Genomic DNA, 16794 nt, shown 5'->3' with positions numbered 1-16794 from the left:
GTTACGCGGCGCGGGACTGCAAGTGACAAGATGGCCCAGGTAGAAGGTATCCGGCCGGAATGCAACGGTCGGTGAGGACGAAATGCCCGTTTCCATTGGCATGGCCCTCGTGGCAGCGACGCGACCTGGGAGTTAACTGTGAGCGAGCCGAACGGCGAAACCTTCGATGTTGTCATTCTCGGCGGTGGCAGCGGGGGGTACGCGGCGGCGCTGCGCGCCGCGCAGCTGGACCTGTCGGTCGCGCTGATCGAAAAGGGCAAGCTCGGTGGGACCTGCCTGCACAACGGGTGCATCCCCACGAAGGCTCTGCTGCACGCGGCGGAGATCGCCGACCAGACCCGCGAGTCCGAGCAGTTCGGCATCAAGGCCGAGCTGATCGGGGTCGACATGTCCGGGGTGAACGCGTACAAGGACGGGGTCATCTCCCGCCTCTACAAGGGCCTCCAGGGCCTGATCAAGAGCGCGAAGATCACCGTCGTGGAGGGGCACGGCAAGCTGGTCGGCCCGGACACCGTCGAGGTGGACGGCCGCCGCTACACCGGACGCAACATCATCCTGGCCAGCGGCTCGTACGCCCGCAGCCTGCCCGGCCTCGAGGTCGACGGCGAGCGGGTGATCACCAGTGACCACGCCCTGGTGCTCGACCGGGTGCCGAGTTCCGCGATCGTCCTGGGCGGCGGCGTCATCGGCGTCGAGTTCGCCAGCGTGTGGCGCTCGTTCGGGGTGGACGTGACGATCATCGAGGCGCTGCCCCGACTGGTCGCCGCCGAGGACGAGGAGTCCTCGAAGGCCCTCGAGCGCGCCTTCCGCAAGCGCGGCATCAACTTCAAGACCGGCAAGCGGTTCGAGAAGGTCGAGCGGACCGAGACCGGGGTCAAGGCGACCATCGAGGGCGGCGAGACCTTCGAGGCCGAGCTGCTGCTGGTCGCGGTCGGCCGTGGCCCGACCACCGCCAACCTCGGTTACGAGGAGCAGGGCGTCAAGGTCGACCGGGGCTTCGTGCTGACCGACGAGCGGCTGCGTACCGGGGTGGCGAACATCTTCGCCGTCGGTGACATCGTCCCCGGCCTCCAGCTCGCCCACCGCGGTTTCCAGCAGGGCATCTTCGTCGCGGAGGAGATCGCCGGGCTGAACCCCGCCGTGATCGACGAGAACGGCATCCCGCGGGTCACCTACTCCGACCCCGAGCTTGCCTCCGTCGGCCTCACCGAGGCGAAGGCCAAGGAGAAGTACGGCGCCGACAAGGTGTCGACGTACAACTACAACCTCGGCGGCAACGGCAAGAGCCAGATCCTCAAGACGGCCGGCTTCGTCAAGCTGGTACGGGTGGAGGACGGGCCGGTGGTCGGCGTACACATGGTCGGCGCCCGGGTCGGCGAGTTGGTCGGCGAGGCTCAGTTGATCTTCAACTGGGAGGCGTACCCGGCCGACGTGGCGCAGCTCGTACACGCCCACCCGACCCAGACCGAGGCCCTCGGCGAGGCGTTCCTCGCCCTGGCCGGCAAGCCGTTGCACGCGCACGCCTGACAGCACCAGATCTTCCGCGACACCCGGCGGCAACCGGGTGACCATCGCAAAGGCCACGAAGGAGTCTTGAGAGATGCCGGTATCGGTCACCATGCCCCGGCTCGGCGAGAGCGTCACCGAGGGCACCGTCACGCGCTGGCTGAAGCAGGAGGGCGACCGGGTCGAGGTCGACGAGCCGCTGCTCGAGGTGTCGACCGACAAGGTCGACACCGAGATCCCCTCCCCCGCGGCCGGCGTGCTGAGCCGGATCGTGGTGAGCGAGGACGAGACCGCCGAGGTCGGTAGCGAACTCGCCGTCATCTCCGGTGAGGACGAGTCGGCCGGCGACAGCGCCCCGGCTCCCGAGGCCGCCCCGCCCGCCCAGCAGGCACCCGCCGAGGACGAGCCGGTCGCGGAGGAGCCGCAGGCGGCTGCCCCCGCACCGGAGCCGGCCGCGGCCGAGCCCGCACCGGCGGCGACCGCCCCGGCCACCGGTGGCGGCACCGTACTCAAGATGCCCGCTCTCGGCGAGAGCGTCACCGAGGGCACGGTCACCCGGTGGCTCAAGGCCGTCGGCGACACCGTCGAGGCCGACGAGCCGCTGCTCGAGGTCTCCACCGACAAGGTGGACACCGAGATCCCGTCGCCGGCCGCCGGCACGCTTCTGGAGATCAAGGTCGCCGAGGACGAGACCGCCGCTGTCGGCGCCGACCTCGCCGTGATCGGTACGGCAGGCGCCGCACCGGCCGCGACCCCGGCCCCGGAGCCGACCCCGGCCCCCGCCAAGGCAGAACCGGCTCCGGCGCCCAAGGCCGAGCAGGCCCCGGCGGCCCAGCCCGACCAGGTCTCCGGTGCGTCGTACGCCGCCCCGGTGGCCGAGGCCGAGCAGTCCACCAAGCCGGTGCAGACCGAGCAGGCGGCTCCGGCAGCCCGGCCGGCGCCCGCCCCGGTCGCGCAGACCAACGGCGAGGACGTCGCCGGCTACGTCACCCCGCTGGTCCGCCGGCTCGCCAGTGACCAGGGCGTCGACCTGTCGACGGTCACCGGCACCGGTGTGGGCGGCAGGATCCGCAAGCAGGACGTGCTGGAGGCGGCGGAGAAGGCCCGTGCCGCGGCGGCCCGCCCGGCTCCGGCCGCTGCTGCCGCTCCGGCGGCTGCCAAGCCGGCCGCCGCGAAGGCCGAGCCGAGCCCGCTGCGGGGCCGGACCGAGAAGCTCACCCGGACCCGGGCCACCATCGCCCGGCGGATGTTCGAGTCGCTCCAGAGTTCCGCGCAGCTCACCACCGTGGTCGAGGTGGACGTCACCAAGATCGCCCGGTTGCGCCAGCAGGCCAAGAACGACTTCGTGGCCAAGCACGGCGTCAAGCTCTCCTTCCTCCCCTTCTTCGCGCTCGCCGCGGTGGAGGCGCTGAAGACGTACCCGGTGGTGAACGCGTCGATCGACCTGGACGCGGGCACCATCACGTACCCGGCGGGCGAGAACCTGGGCATCGCGGTCGACACCGAGAAGGGCCTGCTCGTACCGGTGATCAAGGACGCCGGTGACCTCAACCTCGCCGGCCTGGCCCGGCGGATCGCGGACGTCGCCGAGCGGACCCGGTCCAACAAGATCAGCCCGGACGAGATCTCCGGCGCCACCTTCACGATCACCAACACCGGCAGCCGGGGGGCGCTCTTCGACACCCCGATCGTGCCGGCACCGCAGGCGGCCATCCTCGGCACCGGCGCGGTGGTCAAGCGGGCCGTCGTGGTCAACGACCCGAACCTGGGCGAGGTCATCGCGCCCCGGTCGATGGTCTACCTGGCGCTCTCCTACGACCACCGACTGGTCGACGGCGCCGACGCGGCCCGCTTCCTCACCGCGGTGAAGGAGCGGCTGGAGGCCGGCAACTTCGAGGCCGAACTGGCCTGACCGGCACCACACAGCACGGTCCTCGGGGACCGCGGGGCGGATGCCCCGCGGTCCCCGACCCGTTCCAGGAGGCTGCCGGTGGCCGTTTGCGGGCTGCCCGCCGTGCGGCGGTCGGGGGCTCTGCCAGGATGGACGCATGCGGATCCTTGCCGCCGGTGCATCCGGCTTCCTCGGCAGTCGGCTGATCGAACGGCTCCGGGCCGGCGGCCACGAGGTCGTCCAACTCGTACGCCATCCCCCGCGCGACCCCGGTCAGGTGCAGTGGAATCCGGCGGCCGGACAGCTCGACCCGACGGCACTCGCCGGCACCGGGGCGGTGGTCAACCTGGCCGGCGCCGGAGTCGGCGACCAGCGGTGGACCGACCGGTACCGCGAACTGCTGCGTACCAGTCGGGTGGACACCACCCGGACGCTGGCCGAGACGATCGCCGCCCTGCCCCCGACCGACCGGCCGGCGGTCCTGGTGAACGCCTCCGCGATCGGCTGGTACGGCGACACCGGCGATCGGACGGTCACCGAGGAGACCCCGGCCGGCGACGGTTTCCTCGCCGACATGTGCCGGGTCTGGGAGGCGGCGACCGGGCCGGCGGAGAGTGCCGGCGTACGCGTGGTCCGGCTGCGCACCGGGTACGCCCTGCACCGGGAGGCCGGTTTCCTCAAGCCGCAGCTCCTGCCGTTCCGGCTCGGCATCGGCGGCCCGCTGGCCGGCGGCCGGCAGTGGATGCCGTGGATCTCGCTGGCCGACTGGCTGGGGGCGGTGGAGTTCCTGCTGGACCGTGACGACATCGCGGGACCGGTCAACGTGGTGGGTCCGGCGCCGGTCACCAACAACGAGTTCACCCGGGAACTCGGTGCCGCCCTGCACCGGCCCGCGGTCCTCCCGATTCCCGGCTTCGCCCTGCGGATCCTGCTCGGCGGGCTCGCGGTCGAGGCGCTGACCAGTTCCCGGGTGCTGCCGGGGGTGCTGCCCCGAGCCGGGTTCACGTACCGGCACCCGGACCTTCCCGGTGCCCTGCGCGCCGCCCTCGACGACTGACGGCAACGAGAAAGGGCTCCCCGTCATCGATGACGGGGAGCCCTTTCCGACCGACGGGGGTTCAGCAGCCGATGACCCAGTAGTTGGGGCCGGTCTGCTTCAGGGTCGAGGTGTAGAAGGTGTTGTAGAGGCCCATCCGCTGGGCGGAGCCGTTGGCGTACGCGTACCCGCCGGACTGGTAGGCGCGACCGGCCTGCACGTGGGCGTAGTTGGTCGCGGTGACGCAGACCGGGGGCGTGGTGCCACCGGTGGTGGTCGCGGAGACCGTGGCGGAACGGGCGCTCTCGGTGCCGGCGGAGTTCACCGCGCTGACCGCGTACGAGTAGGTGGTTCCGGCGGTCAGACCGGAGTCGGTGTAGGCGGCGCTGCCCACGGCGGTCGTGGTCACCCGGCTGCCGTTGCGGTAGACGTGGTAGCCGCTCGCCCCGCTCGCCGCGCCCCAGTTCAGCGAGACCGAGCTGGCGGTGGTGCCGGTGACGGCGAGGCCGGTGGGGGTGGCCGGCGCGCCCGGCTGACCGGGGTTGCCCGGATCGGTGGAGCCGCCGTCGAGGCCGAAGAAGAGCGCGTCCCGGTACGCCGAGCAGATGGTGTCCAGGAAGTACGCCGCAGCGGTGCCGCACTGGTCCGCGCCGGAGCCCGGGTCGACCGGGGTGCCGTGGCCCATGCTCGCCACCTGGTAGAGCCGTACGGCGTCGTTTCCGTACACCTCGAGGGTGGTGTTGGCCGGCAGGGTAGAGGTGCTGGTCGGGGTCTGGGAGACGCCCGCCACGTTGGTGAACTGGTCGCGCAGTTCGGTGCCGTTGGCCGGTACGACGACCGCGTCGGAGCGACCGTGCCAGATCGACACCCGGGGGCGGGGGCCGGTGTAGCCGGAGTAGCCGGCGCGGACCAGGTCGCCCCACTGCTGCGGGGTCTTGCTGACCGTCGAGTACATGCAGGTGTACGCGTTGGTCTGCGAGGTCGCGCAGCGGTACGGCAGCCCGGCGACCACCGAACCGGCGGCGAACACGTCGGGGTAGGTGGCGAGCATCGCCGCGGTCATCGCCCCACCGGCGGACAGGCCGGTGACGTAGACCCGGGCCGGGTTGGTCCCGTAGTTGGCCACCGAGTAGTCGACCATCTGCTTGATCGAGGCCGGTTCACCCTGGCCCCGGGTGGTGTCCCCGGTGAGGAACCAGTTGAAGCAGGCGTTCGCCGCGTTGGACGCGCTGGTCTGCGGGAAGATGACGGCGAACTTCCACTGGTCGGCGAACTTCTTCCAACCGGAGTTGGTGTAGTAGCCGTTGGCGTCCTGGGTGCAGCCGTGCAACGCGACCACCAGGGGCGCGTTCGACGGCAGGCCGTCCGGGCGGTAGGCGTACATGCCGAGGTTGCCGGGGTTGCTGCCGAAGCCGGTGACCTGGGTGAGGCTGGCGGCCTGGGCGGGCGCGGCTCCGGTGAGGACCGCCGCGGCGATGAGCACGGGTACGGCGGCGGCGCGGACGATCCGGGTGAGTAACGCTGATGGGCGGCGGCGCACGGCGTCTCCTGACGATGAATTGTGAACTGAGTCACCCCCGAGTTGCCGGAACGTTACGTCCGCATGACGGCGCCATGACATGGTTGGCAGTCACATATTCACCTACGCCGGCATGTGCCCCTCCCGCCGCCGCGACACCGCAGGGGTCCCCGGTCGCACCGACCGGGAACCCCTGCGTGCGTGGTCAGCAGTCGCGTAGCTCCGGGGACTGGTTGCGTAGCTGGGCGAGCGGGGAGATGAACCGCCGGTAGGTGTCGCCGCCGACCGCGCCGAGCTTGAACGCGGCGACCCGGTGGCAGTTCTGGAACGCGAGCTTCACTCCGAAGTGGCGCTCCAGACCGCCCCGGATGGCGTCGCTGGCCAGGGCGCGCAGCAGTTGCCCGCGCTCGGCCTCGCTCGGCGGCGGGACCGCGTGGTCGGCGAACTCGACCGCCGGGTCCGCCGACCGGGCGGCCACGTCGGAAACCACGGTCCAGGCGTACGGCAGTGAGGTCCGGACACAGTCGACGAACTCGTTGTCGTCGACCTGACCGGCCTCGGCCCGCTCCAGCAGCGCGGCGGAAACGTCGAGGGACATGCTCTCTCCTTCTGTCATGGGGCTTGTCGGTTGTGCGGGTGGAGTCGTCATCCGGCCCGACCGGCGAGGTCCACCGCCGTCGGGCCGAGTACGAAGTCCGGGTCGACCTGGCCGGCGAGGTCCTCGCCGACCCGGTCGTTGGCCCAGGCGGTCGCGTTGCGCAGGTGGAATTCGACCGCCTGCCGGGTGTAGGTGCCCCAGTCCTTGCCGCCCTCGTCGACGGTGGCGCGCATCAGTTCGAGCGCACCGAGGTTGGCCGGCTCCAGGGCGGAGATCGGTTGCGGTGTGCCCCGCTCGGCGGCCTTGACGTACGCCGACCGGCCGATCCAGGTGAGCAGGTCCGCGCCGACGTGTTCGGTGAGGAACTCGACGTCGGACTCGTCGTCCACCTTGTTGCCGACCACGTGCACCCGTACGCCGTACTCGCGGGCGTAGCCGACGTACTGGCGGTAGACGCCGATGCTGCGCAGGGTCGGTTCGCAGACCAGGAACGTGGTGTCGAAGCGGGTGAACAGGCCGGAGGCGAACGAGTCGGCGCCGGCGGTCATGTCCACCAGGACGTACTCGCCGGGGCCGTCGACCAGGTGGTTGAGCAGCAGTTCCACCGCGCCGACCTTGGAGTGGTAACAGGCCACCCCGAGGTCCTCGGTGCTGAACGGGCCGGTCACCGCGAGCCGGATCCCGCCCACCTCGCGGACCAGGGTGTCGTAGAGCGGGTTGGCCCCGGTGACCGGGAGCAGCCGGGAGCCCCGGCCGGGCGGGGTGGTCTTGACCATCGCCGCCGCCGAGGTGATGCGCGGGTTGTCACCGCGCAGGTACTCCTTGATCTCGCCGAGGTGGTCGCCGAGCGCGGGCAGGGTGAGCGCCTCGTGTTCGGTCGCGCCGAGCGCGGCGGCCAGGTGTTGGTTGATGTCGGCGTCGACGGCGAGCAGCGATGTCGACGCCCCGGCCAGGTGGCGGGCGAACAGCGCGGCCAGGGTGGTCTTGCCACTTCCGCCCTTGCCAACAAAAGAAATCTTCACGGTACGGACCTTTCCGCCACAGCATCGGCTATCAATTGAATTGATAGTCATTTTCAGTAAGCCAGTCAAGGCTAGGCGCAACGCGGGCGTGTCGGACGAGAATTGGTAACGTCCGCCCCGTGCCGATCTCCTCGTCCCTGGTCGCCGGGCCGACGCCGGCCGGTTCCGACCCGCCGCCACCACCCGTACGACCGACCGGGGCGCCCCGGGACAGGCGGGTTGACCTGCTCGCCCTCGTCGCGGCGGTGGCCCTCGCGGTCTGGGTGACCAGTGGCCTGTGGGGCGACCCGAACGGCCGGGCGATCACGGTCAACTCCAGCGACCAGGCCCTCTTCGAATGGCTGCTCGCCTACGGTGCGCACGCGTTCACTCACGGCGCCGACCCGTTGTTCACGTCGCTGCTCAACGCACCCGACGGGGTCAACCTCGCGGTCAACACCTCGATCACCGTGTACGCCGTGGTCTTCGCCCCGCTGACGTACCTGATCGGGCCACCGGCGACCTTCCTGGTCGTACTCACGCTCAACCTGGCCGCGACCGCGCTCGCCTGGTACTGGCTGCTCTCCCGGCACCTGGTCCGGCACCGCCCGGCGGCCCTGCTCGGCGGGCTCTTCATCGGCTTCGCCCCCGGCATGGTGTCGCACGCCAACGCCCACCTGAACTGGACCGCCGGCTGGCTGGTCCCGCTCCTGCTCTGGCGGGTCCTGAACCTGCACGCGCAGGGACGCTGGGTACGCAACGGCGTCGTACTCGGGGTGCTGGTCGCGGTGACGTTCTCGATCGCCGCCGAGGGACTGTTCTTCACCGCCCTGGCCTGCGCGGTGTGGCTCGGCACCTGGTCACTGGACCGGAGCCGGCGGGCGCAGGCACGGGCCGCCCTGCCCACCTTCCTGCGCGGGCTCGCCGTTGCCGGGGCGGTGGCGTTCGCCCTGCTGTCGTACCCGTTGTGGTTGCACTTCCTCGGCCCGCAGCGTTACCACGGCACCGGCTTCGACCCCCGGATCCACGCCGAGGACATCCTCGCCTTCGGTGCCTTCCCGGCCCGGTCGCTGGCCGGCGTGGCCGGACTGGACTCCTCGCTCGCACCCAACCCGACCGAGGAGAACTCGTTCTTCGGGCTGCCGCTGCTGATCCTCGCGGTGCTCTGCCTCGCCCTGCTCTGGCGGCACGCCGACGCCGGACGCCGGGCCACCCTGCGGGCCCTCGCGGTCACCGCCACGGTCTTCGCCGTCCTGTCCTGGGGACCCAGGATCAAGGTCGACGGCCACATCCTCGACTTTCCGCTGCCGTACGCGCTGCTCGGCAAGCTGCCGGTGTTCAACGCCGCACTGCCGTCCCGACTCGCCCTGGTGGTGGCACCCGTACTCGGCCTGCTGCTCGCGTACGCGGTGGAGCACCTGGCGAAGGCGCGGCTGGACCGGCGGGTTCGGATCGGCTGGACGGTCGGCTTCGCGGTCGCCCTCCTGCCGCTGCTGCCGGTGAGCCTGCTGACGATCGAACGGGAACCGATCCCGAGGTTCATCACCTCCGGCGACTGGCGCGAGTACGTCAGCGCGAACGGCGTACTGGCACCGCTGCCGTTCACCCTCGACGTGACCCCGGACGGGCAGCGCTGGCAGGCGTACGCCCTCGCCCACCGGCAGGGCGAGTTCGCCATCCCGTCCGGCTTCTTCCTCGGCCCCGGCGGCCCGGACGGGCGGGGCCGGATCGGCCCGGTCCCCCGGTTCACCGACGCCCTGTTCGCCGAGGTCGCACAGACCGGCGTCGTGCCACCGATCAGCGACGCCGACCGGGCCACCGCCCGCGCCGACCTGCGCCACTGGCGGGTCGAGGTGGTGGTGCTCGCCGACCGCGTACACGGCGCCAAGTACCCCGTCCACGTAGACGCCCTCCGCCAAACCGCCACCGCCCTCCTCGGCCCACCCCAACGCGCCGACGACGTCTACCTCTGGCCCCTCCCCCCGGCGTGACCCCCGCCGTGATCCGGAAGAGTTCGGCTCGCCATAGCCGGCCGAAGTCTTCGGGATCACGGAGGGATCGGGCAGTTCGGGCCGCAGGGGCGGGGTTGGCGGGGCCAGCCGTGGTGGCGGAGTACCTGTGCCACCTGGTGGGCGGTGGCACAGGGCGTTCGGGTGACGTCGGTCCAGCCGTAGCGCAGGGTGGTTTCGCCGGCTGCTGCGGCGGCGTTGTCGCGATGGGTGTCGCGCCAGCGCCGGTCGGGCGGATGCGCGGCCCGGCCGTCGAGTTCCACGCGGGTGCGCCAGGCGTCGTAGGCGACGTCGTCGTACCACCGGCCGCCACGGCGGGGGCGCACCGCCTGGCGTACGCCGGTCGGCAGCCCGTGCGCCCGCTCGACGTCACGCAGGTAGCGCAACTCCAGCAGTGAATGGCATCCGTCGGCGGTGTCGCCGAGCGCCGCGAGCAGTTCCGTACGCCAGCGCAGCTTCGCCCGCCCGCCGATCGCCTTCCGGATCCGGTCGGCGGTGGTGAGTCGCCGGCCACAGGCGCGGGCCAACCAGCCCAGTGCGTCATCGAGGGTGCCCGCCTGCTGGGTCAGGTCGAGCACCGTCTCCTCGATCCGGGTCTGCGGCGGCAACCGAGTCGGATGTCGCGCCGCCGCCGCTCGGGCCGAGAGGTGCACCACGATCCCGGCCACAGCGCTGATCCGGCGGTCGGCGGGAACGGTCAACCGAACCGGGTCGGACGGACGGTCGACCAGTCCCTGAAGTTCCCCCGCCGTCTCGTGACTGAGTACGGCACCCCGTCCGGCCCGCAACACCGCAGCCCAGAGCAGCGCCTCCCGAGGCGGGGTACCGGTGAACGTGGCGAGGACCCGCCCGAACAGGAACCGCCACCGCCCGCCCCGTACTCGCGCTTCCACCTGCGCCTTGCTCAGCCCACACGCGTACGCCTGCGCCCGTGTCAGCACCCCGTGCTGCCGAACAACCAACTCATCGAACACCCGAGAAACCCTGTCCCCCCGTCCCCTCTCCCGCCACCCCTCCCCCTCCCCCTGTGGACGACACGCCACCCCATCCACAGCCCGGCCCTCCCGTGATCACGAAGACTTCGGCCGCCTATAACGAGCCGAACTCTTCATGATCATGGAAACCAGCCGGGTCGCGGTGAGCACGGTCACCGGGGGTTTTGACGCTGGGCGGGACTAGTCTGGAGGGCGTGACCAGCACTATTTCCGGCCTGCGGGCCGTCCACGTCGGCGAGATCGACTATCTGGCCGCCTGGGAGGAACAGCGCCGTCTGCACGCGGCGGTGGTCGCCGGTGAGCAGCCGGACACGGTCCTGCTGCTGGAACACCCGAGCGTCTACACCGCGGGCAAGCGCACCGAGCCGGCCGACCGGCCGATCGACGGCACTCCGGTGATCGACGTCGACCGGGGCGGGAAGCTGACCTGGCACGGGCCGGGGCAGCTCGTCGGCTACCCGATCGTGAAGCTGCCGGATCCGGTGGACGTGGTCGCGTACGTGCGGCGGACCGAGGACATGCTGATGGAGGTCTGCGCCGAGGTGGGCCTGCCCACGGTACGGATCGACGGCCGCAGCGGGGTCTGGGTGGCGCAGGACGAGCGCGGTCCGGCCCGGAAGGTCGCCGCTCTCGGCATCCGGGTGGCCCGTGGCGTGACCCTGCACGGGTTCTCCATCAACTGCGACTGCGACCTGGGCGCTTTCGACCAGATCGTGCCGTGCGGGATCCGCGACGCCGGTGTCACCTCGCTCACCGCCGAACTCGGCCGCCGGGTGACCGTGGCCGATCTGCTCCCCCTGGTCGAACACCGCCTGCCGACCCTGCTCGGCTAGCCCCTACTCACCGCGTCGAGAAGTGCCCCGGGTTGCACCACACCCGGGGCACTTCCGGTTCGACGGGCGGCTACGGGGTCAGCCGGTGCAGGTCGCGCGGGAAGGCGGTGACCTCACGGACGTTGGCGGCACCGGTCAGCCGGGAGACGAACCGTTCCAGCCCGATCGCGAACCCGCCGTGCGGCGGCATCCCGTGCCGGAACGCCGCCACGTAGGTCTCGACCGGCCCGACCGGCTCGCCCCGGGCGGCGAGGGCCGCCAGGTAGTCGGCGTGCCGGTGCAGGCGCTGACCGCCGGTGACCAGTTCGACCCCACGGAAGAGCAGGTCGAACCCGTTCGAGTACGCCGGCTCCACCGCACCCGTACGCGCCGGCCGGTGTTCGGGGCTGCCCGGTCGGGCCGGGTGGGTGTAGAAGGGTCGCTTCGCCATCGGGTAGCCGGTGACGAAGAGGAAGTCGGAGCCGTACTCGGCGCGGGCCCACTCCCCCAGTGCCCGTTCGTGGGCGGGGGCGAGGTCGGGTTCGTCCGGCTCGGCACCGGCGATCCGCAGTGCCTCGGTGAAGTGCACCGACGGGATCTCGGCCGGCACCGACGGCAGTTCGATCCCGAGGGTGGCCACCGCACCGGCAGCCCGTACGGCAACCGAGTCGAGCATGCCGGCGAGCACCTCGCGCAGCATCCCCATCACGTCCCGGTGGTCGTCGACGAACCCGAACTCGACGTCGAGTGAGGTGTACTGGGCCAGGTGGCGGGCGGTGTCGTGCGGTTCGGCGCGGAACACCGGCCCGACCTCGTACACCCGCTCGAAGACGCCGACCATCAGCTGCTTGTAGAACTGCGGCGACTGGGCCAGGTACGCGGGCCGCCCGAAGTAGTCGAGGGCGAAGACGTTCGCCCCGCTCTCGGTCGCGCCGGCGACCAGTTTCGGGGTCTGCACCTCGACGAAGTCGCGGTTGTCCAGGGTGGCCCGGAAACCGGCCACGGCGGCGGCGGAGATCCGTAGCGGCGCCGACCGGGTCGGGTGGCGCAGCGCCACCGAGGCGTGGTCGAGTTGGGTCGGCAGGGTGGCGGCCAGGGCCGGCCGGTACAGGTCGAACGGCGGCGGTACGGCGGGTTCGCCGAGCAGGCGTACCGAAGGCTTCACCAGCTCGACCCCGGCGGGCGCGGCGGGGTTCGCGGCGACCTCGCCGATGACCTCGACCACGGTCTCCTCGGGCAGTTCGGTCAGCCGGGCCCGTAGCTCCGGGTCGGTGACCACGACCTGGGTCAGCCCACCGGCGTCGCGCACGATCAGGAACGCCACCGATTTGAGCAGCCGGCGGCGGTGCAGCCAGCCGGCAACGGTGACGGTTTCGCCGACCTGGGTGGGCAGGGAGGTGGAAAGGACGCGTCGCATGTGGTGTTACCTCCTCGTCAATCGCAACGCGATCCCCAGGGAGGTGTGGGCGAGCGGGAACCTCGCGGTGCCACCACACCTTCGCCGTCGGGCGGCGAACCGTCGACGGCCTCTTTCGTCGCCCGTGACGTGGGCCGGTCGGCGGGCTCTACTGGATGCCGTGGCCTGCGGCCCCGACATCGTTCTTCCCGCAGCTCAGGAGGGTCTTCACGGCCCGGACGGGTGTCACCTTCGCAGCTACCGGTGACTCTCTGCGCCCCGCTGGTCGTACCGTTACTCGGCTCCGTCGTCGCTGTTGCGGGAGACCCTAACAGGCGCCGGTCGGGCCCGGGAGCGGGTTTCTCCGGGGGTGGGTGAGTGCGATCACAACCAACGGGTAGTGAGCCCCGTCGCCTACGCCGCCACCGACCACCTGCTACGCGTAGGCTCGGATTCGTGACCATCGAGCAATCCGGAACGCCGACTGCCGCGCCGCAGCCGGCCGGCAACGTCGCCACCGCTTCGGGCCCTCGGACCACCGGACCCGCGGCACCCGAGGGGCGCCGCCTGCTCCGCGTCGAGGCGCGCAACGCGGCGACGCCGATCGAGCGGAAGCCGCCGTGGATCAAGGTCAAGGCGAAGATGGGTCCGGAGTACACCCAGCTTCGCAGCCTGGTCTCCCGGGAGGGGCTGCACACGGTCTGTCAGGAGGCCGGCTGCCCCAACATCTACGAGTGTTGGGAAGACCGCGAGGCGACCTTCCTCATCGGCGGTGACCAGTGCACCCGCCGTTGCGACTTCTGCCAGATCGACACCGGCAAGCCGGCCGAGTTCGACGCCGACGAGCCGCGCCGGGTCGGTGAGTCGGTCGCCACCATGGGCCTGCGGTACGCGACGGTGACCGGGGTGGCCCGCGACGACCTGCCCGACGGTGGTGCCTGGCTCTACGCCGAGACGGTCCGCCAGATCCACGCCCTCCAGGGCGGTTGCGGCGTCGAGTTGCTGATCCCCGACTTCAACGGCGACCCGCAGCAGCTCGCCGAGGTGTTCGGTTCCCGGCCGGAGGTCCTGGCCCACAACGTGGAGACCGTGCCCCGGATCTTCAAGCGGATCCGGCCCGGTTTCCGTTACGAGCGGTCCCTGGACGTCATCACCCAGGCCCGTGCGGCCGGTCTGGTGACCAAGTCCAACCTGATCCTCGGGCTGGGCGAGCAGCGCGAGGAGATCTCCCAGGCGCTGCGCGACCTGCACGCGGCCGGCTGCGAGCTGATCACCATCACGCAGTACCTGCGCCCGACCCCGCGCCACCACCCGGTGGAGCGTTGGGTGAAGCCGGAGGAGTTCGTCGAGCTGGCCGCCGAGGCGGAGCAGATCGGTTTCGCCGGGGTGATGAGCGGGCCGCTGGTGCGCTCGTCGTACCGGGCGGGTCGGCTGTACCAGCAGGCGCTCGACGCCCGGCAGGGCAGCGTCGCCGCGCTCGCCGGCTGACCTCTTTTCCGTACGCCGAACCGGGGTGCGCGTTACGCCGAAACGGGCGTGGCACGCACCCCGGTCGCTTTTGTTCGTGGGGACGCAGCACGTCCGAAACCCGTCACACGTGTTAGATTCCGGCCGTCCAGCCTCAGCCCCAGCGGGCCCGTGGCGACCGCGCACGCATTGACGGGCATCGGTCTGTTTCGGTACCGGGGTTGCCGCCAACGCGTCGAAGGTGATGAATAGCATCATGGCGACCACGCCCCATACCGTGATCATCGGAGCCGGCCCGGCCGGACTGACCGCGGCGTACGCGCTGACCAAGCGGAACGCCTCGGTGCAGGTCTTCGAGGCAGACGACGTGGTCGGGGGGATCAGCCGCACGGTGGAGCGGGACGGCTGGCGTTTCGACATCGGCGGGCACCGGTTCTTCACCAAGGTCTCGCAGGTCGAGGCGTTGTGGCACGAGATCCTGCCGGACGAGGACTTCCTGCTCCGGCCCCGGATGAGCCGCATCTACTACGACGGCAAGCTGTTCGACTACCCGCTCAAGGCCGGCAACGCGCTGCGCAACCTGGGGGTGTTCGAGGCGGTCCGGTGCGTCGGCTCGTACGCGTGGGCGCGGATCAACCCGCCGAAGGACCAGAGCCACTTCGAGGGCTGGACGTCGGCCCGGTTCGGCACCCGGCTCTACACCAAGTTCTTCAAGACGTACACCGAGAAGCTGTGGGGGATGCCCGCCACCGAGTTGCAGGCGGCCTGGGCGGCCCAGCGGATCAAGAACCTCTCGCTCTCCAGTGCGGTGATCAACGCGTTGCTGCCCAAGCGCAACCAGAAGGACATCACCAGCCTGATCGAGGAGTTCCAGTACCCGAAGTTCGGCCCCGGCATGATGTGGGAGCGGGCCGCCGAGCACGTGACCAAGGCCGGTGGCACGGTCACTATGCAGTCGTGGGCGACGGCCGTACACCGGGCCGAGGGTCGGGCGGTCGGGGTGACCGTGACCGACGCCGACGGGGCGAAGCGGTACGACGCCGACCACGTCGTGTCGACCATGCCGCTGTCCCAGTTGGTGCAGATCATGGACCCGCCGGCACCGCCGGAGGTCCTGGCCGCGGCCGAGGCCCTGCGCTACCGCGACTTCCTCACCATCGCCCTGGTGGTTCCGGCCGAGGCCGGGTTCCCCGACAACTGGATCTACGTGCACACCCCCGGCGTACGGGTCGGCCGGATCCAGAACTTCGGCTCCTGGTCGCCGTACCTGGTCCGGGACGGTTTCACCTGCCTGGGGCTGGAGTACTTCGTCTTCGAGGGCGACGACCTGTGGGAGCAGGACGACACCGATCTGGTCGCGCTCGGCACCGAGGAGTTGGAGCGACTGGGCCTGGCCACGCCGGGTGCGGTCAGCGCCGGGTACGTGGTCCGGATGCCGAAGGCGTACCCGGTCTACGACGAGGGGTACGAGGACGCGATCAACACGATCCGGGGCTGGCTGGCCGAGGCGGTGCCGAACGTGCACCCGGTCGGGCGTAACGGGATGCACCGGTACAACAACCAGGACCACTCGATGCTGACCGCGATGCTGACCGCGGAGAACATCCTCGACGGCACCACCCACGACGTGTGGCAGGTCAACGTCGAGGAGGAGTACCACGAGGAGAAGGACTCCGGCTCGGGTTCGGGTTCGGGGAACCACGGCACCGGACGGTCGGCGCCGGTGCTGCCGAAGCAGCCGAGCGGTTCGCGTACCGGCGAGCGGACCCGGTAGCCGCCGGGCGGTCGGAGGTGGGCGGCGCCGGGACCGGTGGCCGCGGGTGAACGAGATCCGCGCCGCCCACTACACTTTCACGCATGGCAAAACCCCAGGAGAAGGTGTCGTTCGGCCAGCGGCTGAAGCAGATCGGCATGGTGTTCTCGTTCACCGCGAAACAGGACAAGTGGTTCGTCCCGCTCGCGGCCGGCGCCGTACTGATCCCGCTCGCCCTGACCGTGGTCGCGTTTTTGTTCTGGGGTTGGATCTGGATCCCGATCGGCATCCTGCTGACCGTGCTCGCCGTGCTGATCGTGCTGAACCTGCGGTCGAACCGGGCGATGATGAACGCCGCCGAGGGGCAGCCGGGCGCCGCACCGCAGATCCTGGAGAGCATGCGGGGTGACTGGCGGGTGACCCCGGCGGTCAGCTCGACCACCCAGATGGACATGGTCCACCTGGTGCTCTGCCGGGCCGGCGTGGTCCTGCTGGCCGAGGGAAACCCGCAGCGGGTGCGCGGGCTGCTCGGCCAGGAGAAGCGGCGGCTGGCGAAGGTGATCGGCAACGCCCCGCTCTACGACTACACCCTCGGTCAGGCCGAGGGTGAGCTGCCCATCCGCAAGCTCCGGATGACGCTGATGCGGCTGCCGCGCAACCTGAGCGGCAAGGACGTGAACGCGCTCGACCGCCGGCTCAAGGCGCTCACCGCCCGGCCGCAGATGCCCAAGGGCGCGATCCCGAAGAACATGCGCCCGGCCAAGGGCGCGTTCCGCCAGACCCGGGGTCGCTGACCCCGGCGTACCACCGG

13 protein-coding genes are annotated in these 16794 nt (G+C 71.0%); 8 read left to right on the top strand and 5 right to left on the bottom strand.

Annotation, left to right across the window (positions count from 1 at the left end; genetic code table 11):
* Nucleotides 1–138: 138 nt before the first annotated feature.
* The 3 genes from lpdA (at nt 139) to OIE47_RS23185 (ending at nt 4454) form a co-directional block, all read left to right on the top strand.
* Nucleotides 139–1527 (top strand): dihydrolipoyl dehydrogenase, encoded by a 1389-nt coding sequence (gene lpdA / locus OIE47_RS23195; protein WP_326556637.1) that lies wholly within the window; start codon nt 139–141, stop codon nt 1525–1527.
* Nucleotides 1528–1600: 73 nt separating this feature from the next.
* Entirely contained in the window at nt 1601–3418 is a 1818-nt protein-coding gene (gene sucB / locus OIE47_RS23190; RefSeq protein WP_326556636.1) for a 2-oxoglutarate dehydrogenase, E2 component, dihydrolipoamide succinyltransferase, read from the top strand.
* Nucleotides 3419–3554: 136 nt separating this feature from the next.
* On the top strand, nt 3555–4454 hold the full coding sequence (locus OIE47_RS23185) for a TIGR01777 family oxidoreductase (protein WP_326556635.1): 900 nt from the start codon (nt 3555–3557) through the stop codon (nt 4452–4454).
* Nucleotides 4455–4515: 61 nt separating this feature from the next.
* Here the strand turns inward: OIE47_RS23185 and OIE47_RS23180 are convergent, their stop codons facing one another.
* The 3 genes from OIE47_RS23180 to OIE47_RS23170 form a co-directional block, all read right to left on the bottom strand.
* A complete protein-coding gene (locus OIE47_RS23180) occupies nt 4516–5973 on the bottom strand; it encodes an extracellular catalytic domain type 1 short-chain-length polyhydroxyalkanoate depolymerase (RefSeq protein WP_326556634.1) in 1458 nt (485 codons plus the stop codon).
* A gap of 184 nt (nt 5974–6157) precedes the next feature.
* On the bottom strand, nt 6158–6550 hold the full coding sequence (locus OIE47_RS23175; protein ID WP_326556633.1) for an SCO5389 family protein: 393 nt from the start codon (nt 6548–6550) through the stop codon (nt 6158–6160).
* A 47-nt stretch (nt 6551–6597) separates the two neighbouring features.
* Nucleotides 6598–7572 (bottom strand): ATP-binding protein, encoded by a 975-nt coding sequence (locus tag OIE47_RS23170; protein ID WP_326556632.1) that lies wholly within the window; start codon nt 7570–7572, stop codon nt 6598–6600.
* A 119-nt stretch (nt 7573–7691) separates the two neighbouring features.
* Here OIE47_RS23170 and OIE47_RS23165 point away from each other — a divergent pair, with 119 nt between their 5' ends.
* Nucleotides 7692–9542 (top strand): DUF2079 domain-containing protein, encoded by a 1851-nt coding sequence (locus OIE47_RS23165; protein WP_442791980.1) that lies wholly within the window; start codon nt 7692–7694, stop codon nt 9540–9542.
* A gap of 56 nt (nt 9543–9598) precedes the next feature.
* On the opposite strand, the gene OIE47_RS23160 is transcribed toward OIE47_RS23165, so the two are convergent.
* Nucleotides 9599–10534 (bottom strand): hypothetical protein, encoded by a 936-nt coding sequence (locus OIE47_RS23160; RefSeq protein WP_326556631.1) that lies wholly within the window; start codon nt 10532–10534, stop codon nt 9599–9601.
* Nucleotides 10535–10749: 215 nt separating this feature from the next.
* Here OIE47_RS23160 and lipB point away from each other — a divergent pair, with 215 nt between their 5' ends.
* Nucleotides 10750–11388, top strand: a complete 639-nt coding sequence (gene lipB / locus OIE47_RS23155; protein ID WP_326556630.1) for a lipoyl(octanoyl) transferase LipB — start codon at nt 10750–10752, stop codon at nt 11386–11388.
* Nucleotides 11389–11458: 70 nt separating this feature from the next.
* Here lipB and aspS read toward each other — a convergent pair whose 3' ends face one another.
* The gene (gene aspS, locus OIE47_RS23150; protein WP_326556629.1) at nt 11459–12784 is read right to left on the bottom strand and encodes an aspartate--tRNA(Asn) ligase; all 1326 of its coding nucleotides are present in this window, start codon (nt 12782–12784) and stop codon (nt 11459–11461) included.
* A 435-nt stretch (nt 12785–13219) separates the two neighbouring features.
* Here aspS and lipA point away from each other — a divergent pair, with 435 nt between their 5' ends.
* From lipA to OIE47_RS23135, 3 genes are all read left to right on the top strand, one after another.
* Entirely contained in the window at nt 13220–14251 is a 1032-nt protein-coding gene (gene lipA, locus OIE47_RS23145) for a lipoyl synthase (RefSeq protein WP_326556628.1), read from the top strand.
* Nucleotides 14252–14486: 235 nt separating this feature from the next.
* Nucleotides 14487–16004, top strand: coding sequence for an NAD(P)/FAD-dependent oxidoreductase (locus tag OIE47_RS23140; RefSeq protein WP_326556627.1), 1518 nt, complete (start codon nt 14487–14489; stop codon nt 16002–16004).
* 83 nt (nt 16005–16087) lie between these two features.
* The gene (locus tag OIE47_RS23135; RefSeq protein WP_326556626.1) at nt 16088–16777 is read left to right on the top strand and encodes a DUF4191 domain-containing protein; all 690 of its coding nucleotides are present in this window, start codon (nt 16088–16090) and stop codon (nt 16775–16777) included.
* The last annotated feature ends 17 nt before the right edge of the window (nt 16778–16794 follow it).

It is taken from the genome of Micromonospora sp. NBC_01796, from assembly GCF_035917455.1.
Lineage (GTDB): Bacteria > Actinomycetota > Actinomycetes > Mycobacteriales > Micromonosporaceae > Micromonospora_G.
Note: the sequence above shows the minus strand (reverse complement) of the source record. Positions and strands in the feature narration are given on the sequence as shown.

Excerpts from the sequence above, each read along its gene's own strand:
- OIE47_RS23185 (WP_326556635.1), top strand. The coding sequence starts at position 3,555 with ATGCGGATCCTTGCCGCCGGTGCATCCGGCTTCCTCGGCAGTCGGCTG.
- OIE47_RS23175 (WP_326556633.1), bottom strand. The coding sequence starts at position 6,550 with ATGTCCCTCGACGTTTCCGCCGCGCTGCTGGAGCGGGCCGAGGCCGGT.
- OIE47_RS23135 (WP_326556626.1), top strand. The coding sequence starts at position 16,088 with ATGGCAAAACCCCAGGAGAAGGTGTCGTTCGGCCAGCGGCTGAAGCAG.
- sucB (WP_326556636.1), top strand. The coding sequence starts at position 1,601 with ATGCCGGTATCGGTCACCATGCCCCGGCTCGGCGAGAGCGTCACCGAG.
- OIE47_RS23140 (WP_326556627.1), top strand. The coding sequence starts at position 14,487 with ATGGCGACCACGCCCCATACCGTGATCATCGGAGCCGGCCCGGCCGGA.
- aspS (WP_326556629.1), bottom strand. The coding sequence starts at position 12,784 with ATGCGACGCGTCCTTTCCACCTCCCTGCCCACCCAGGTCGGCGAAACC.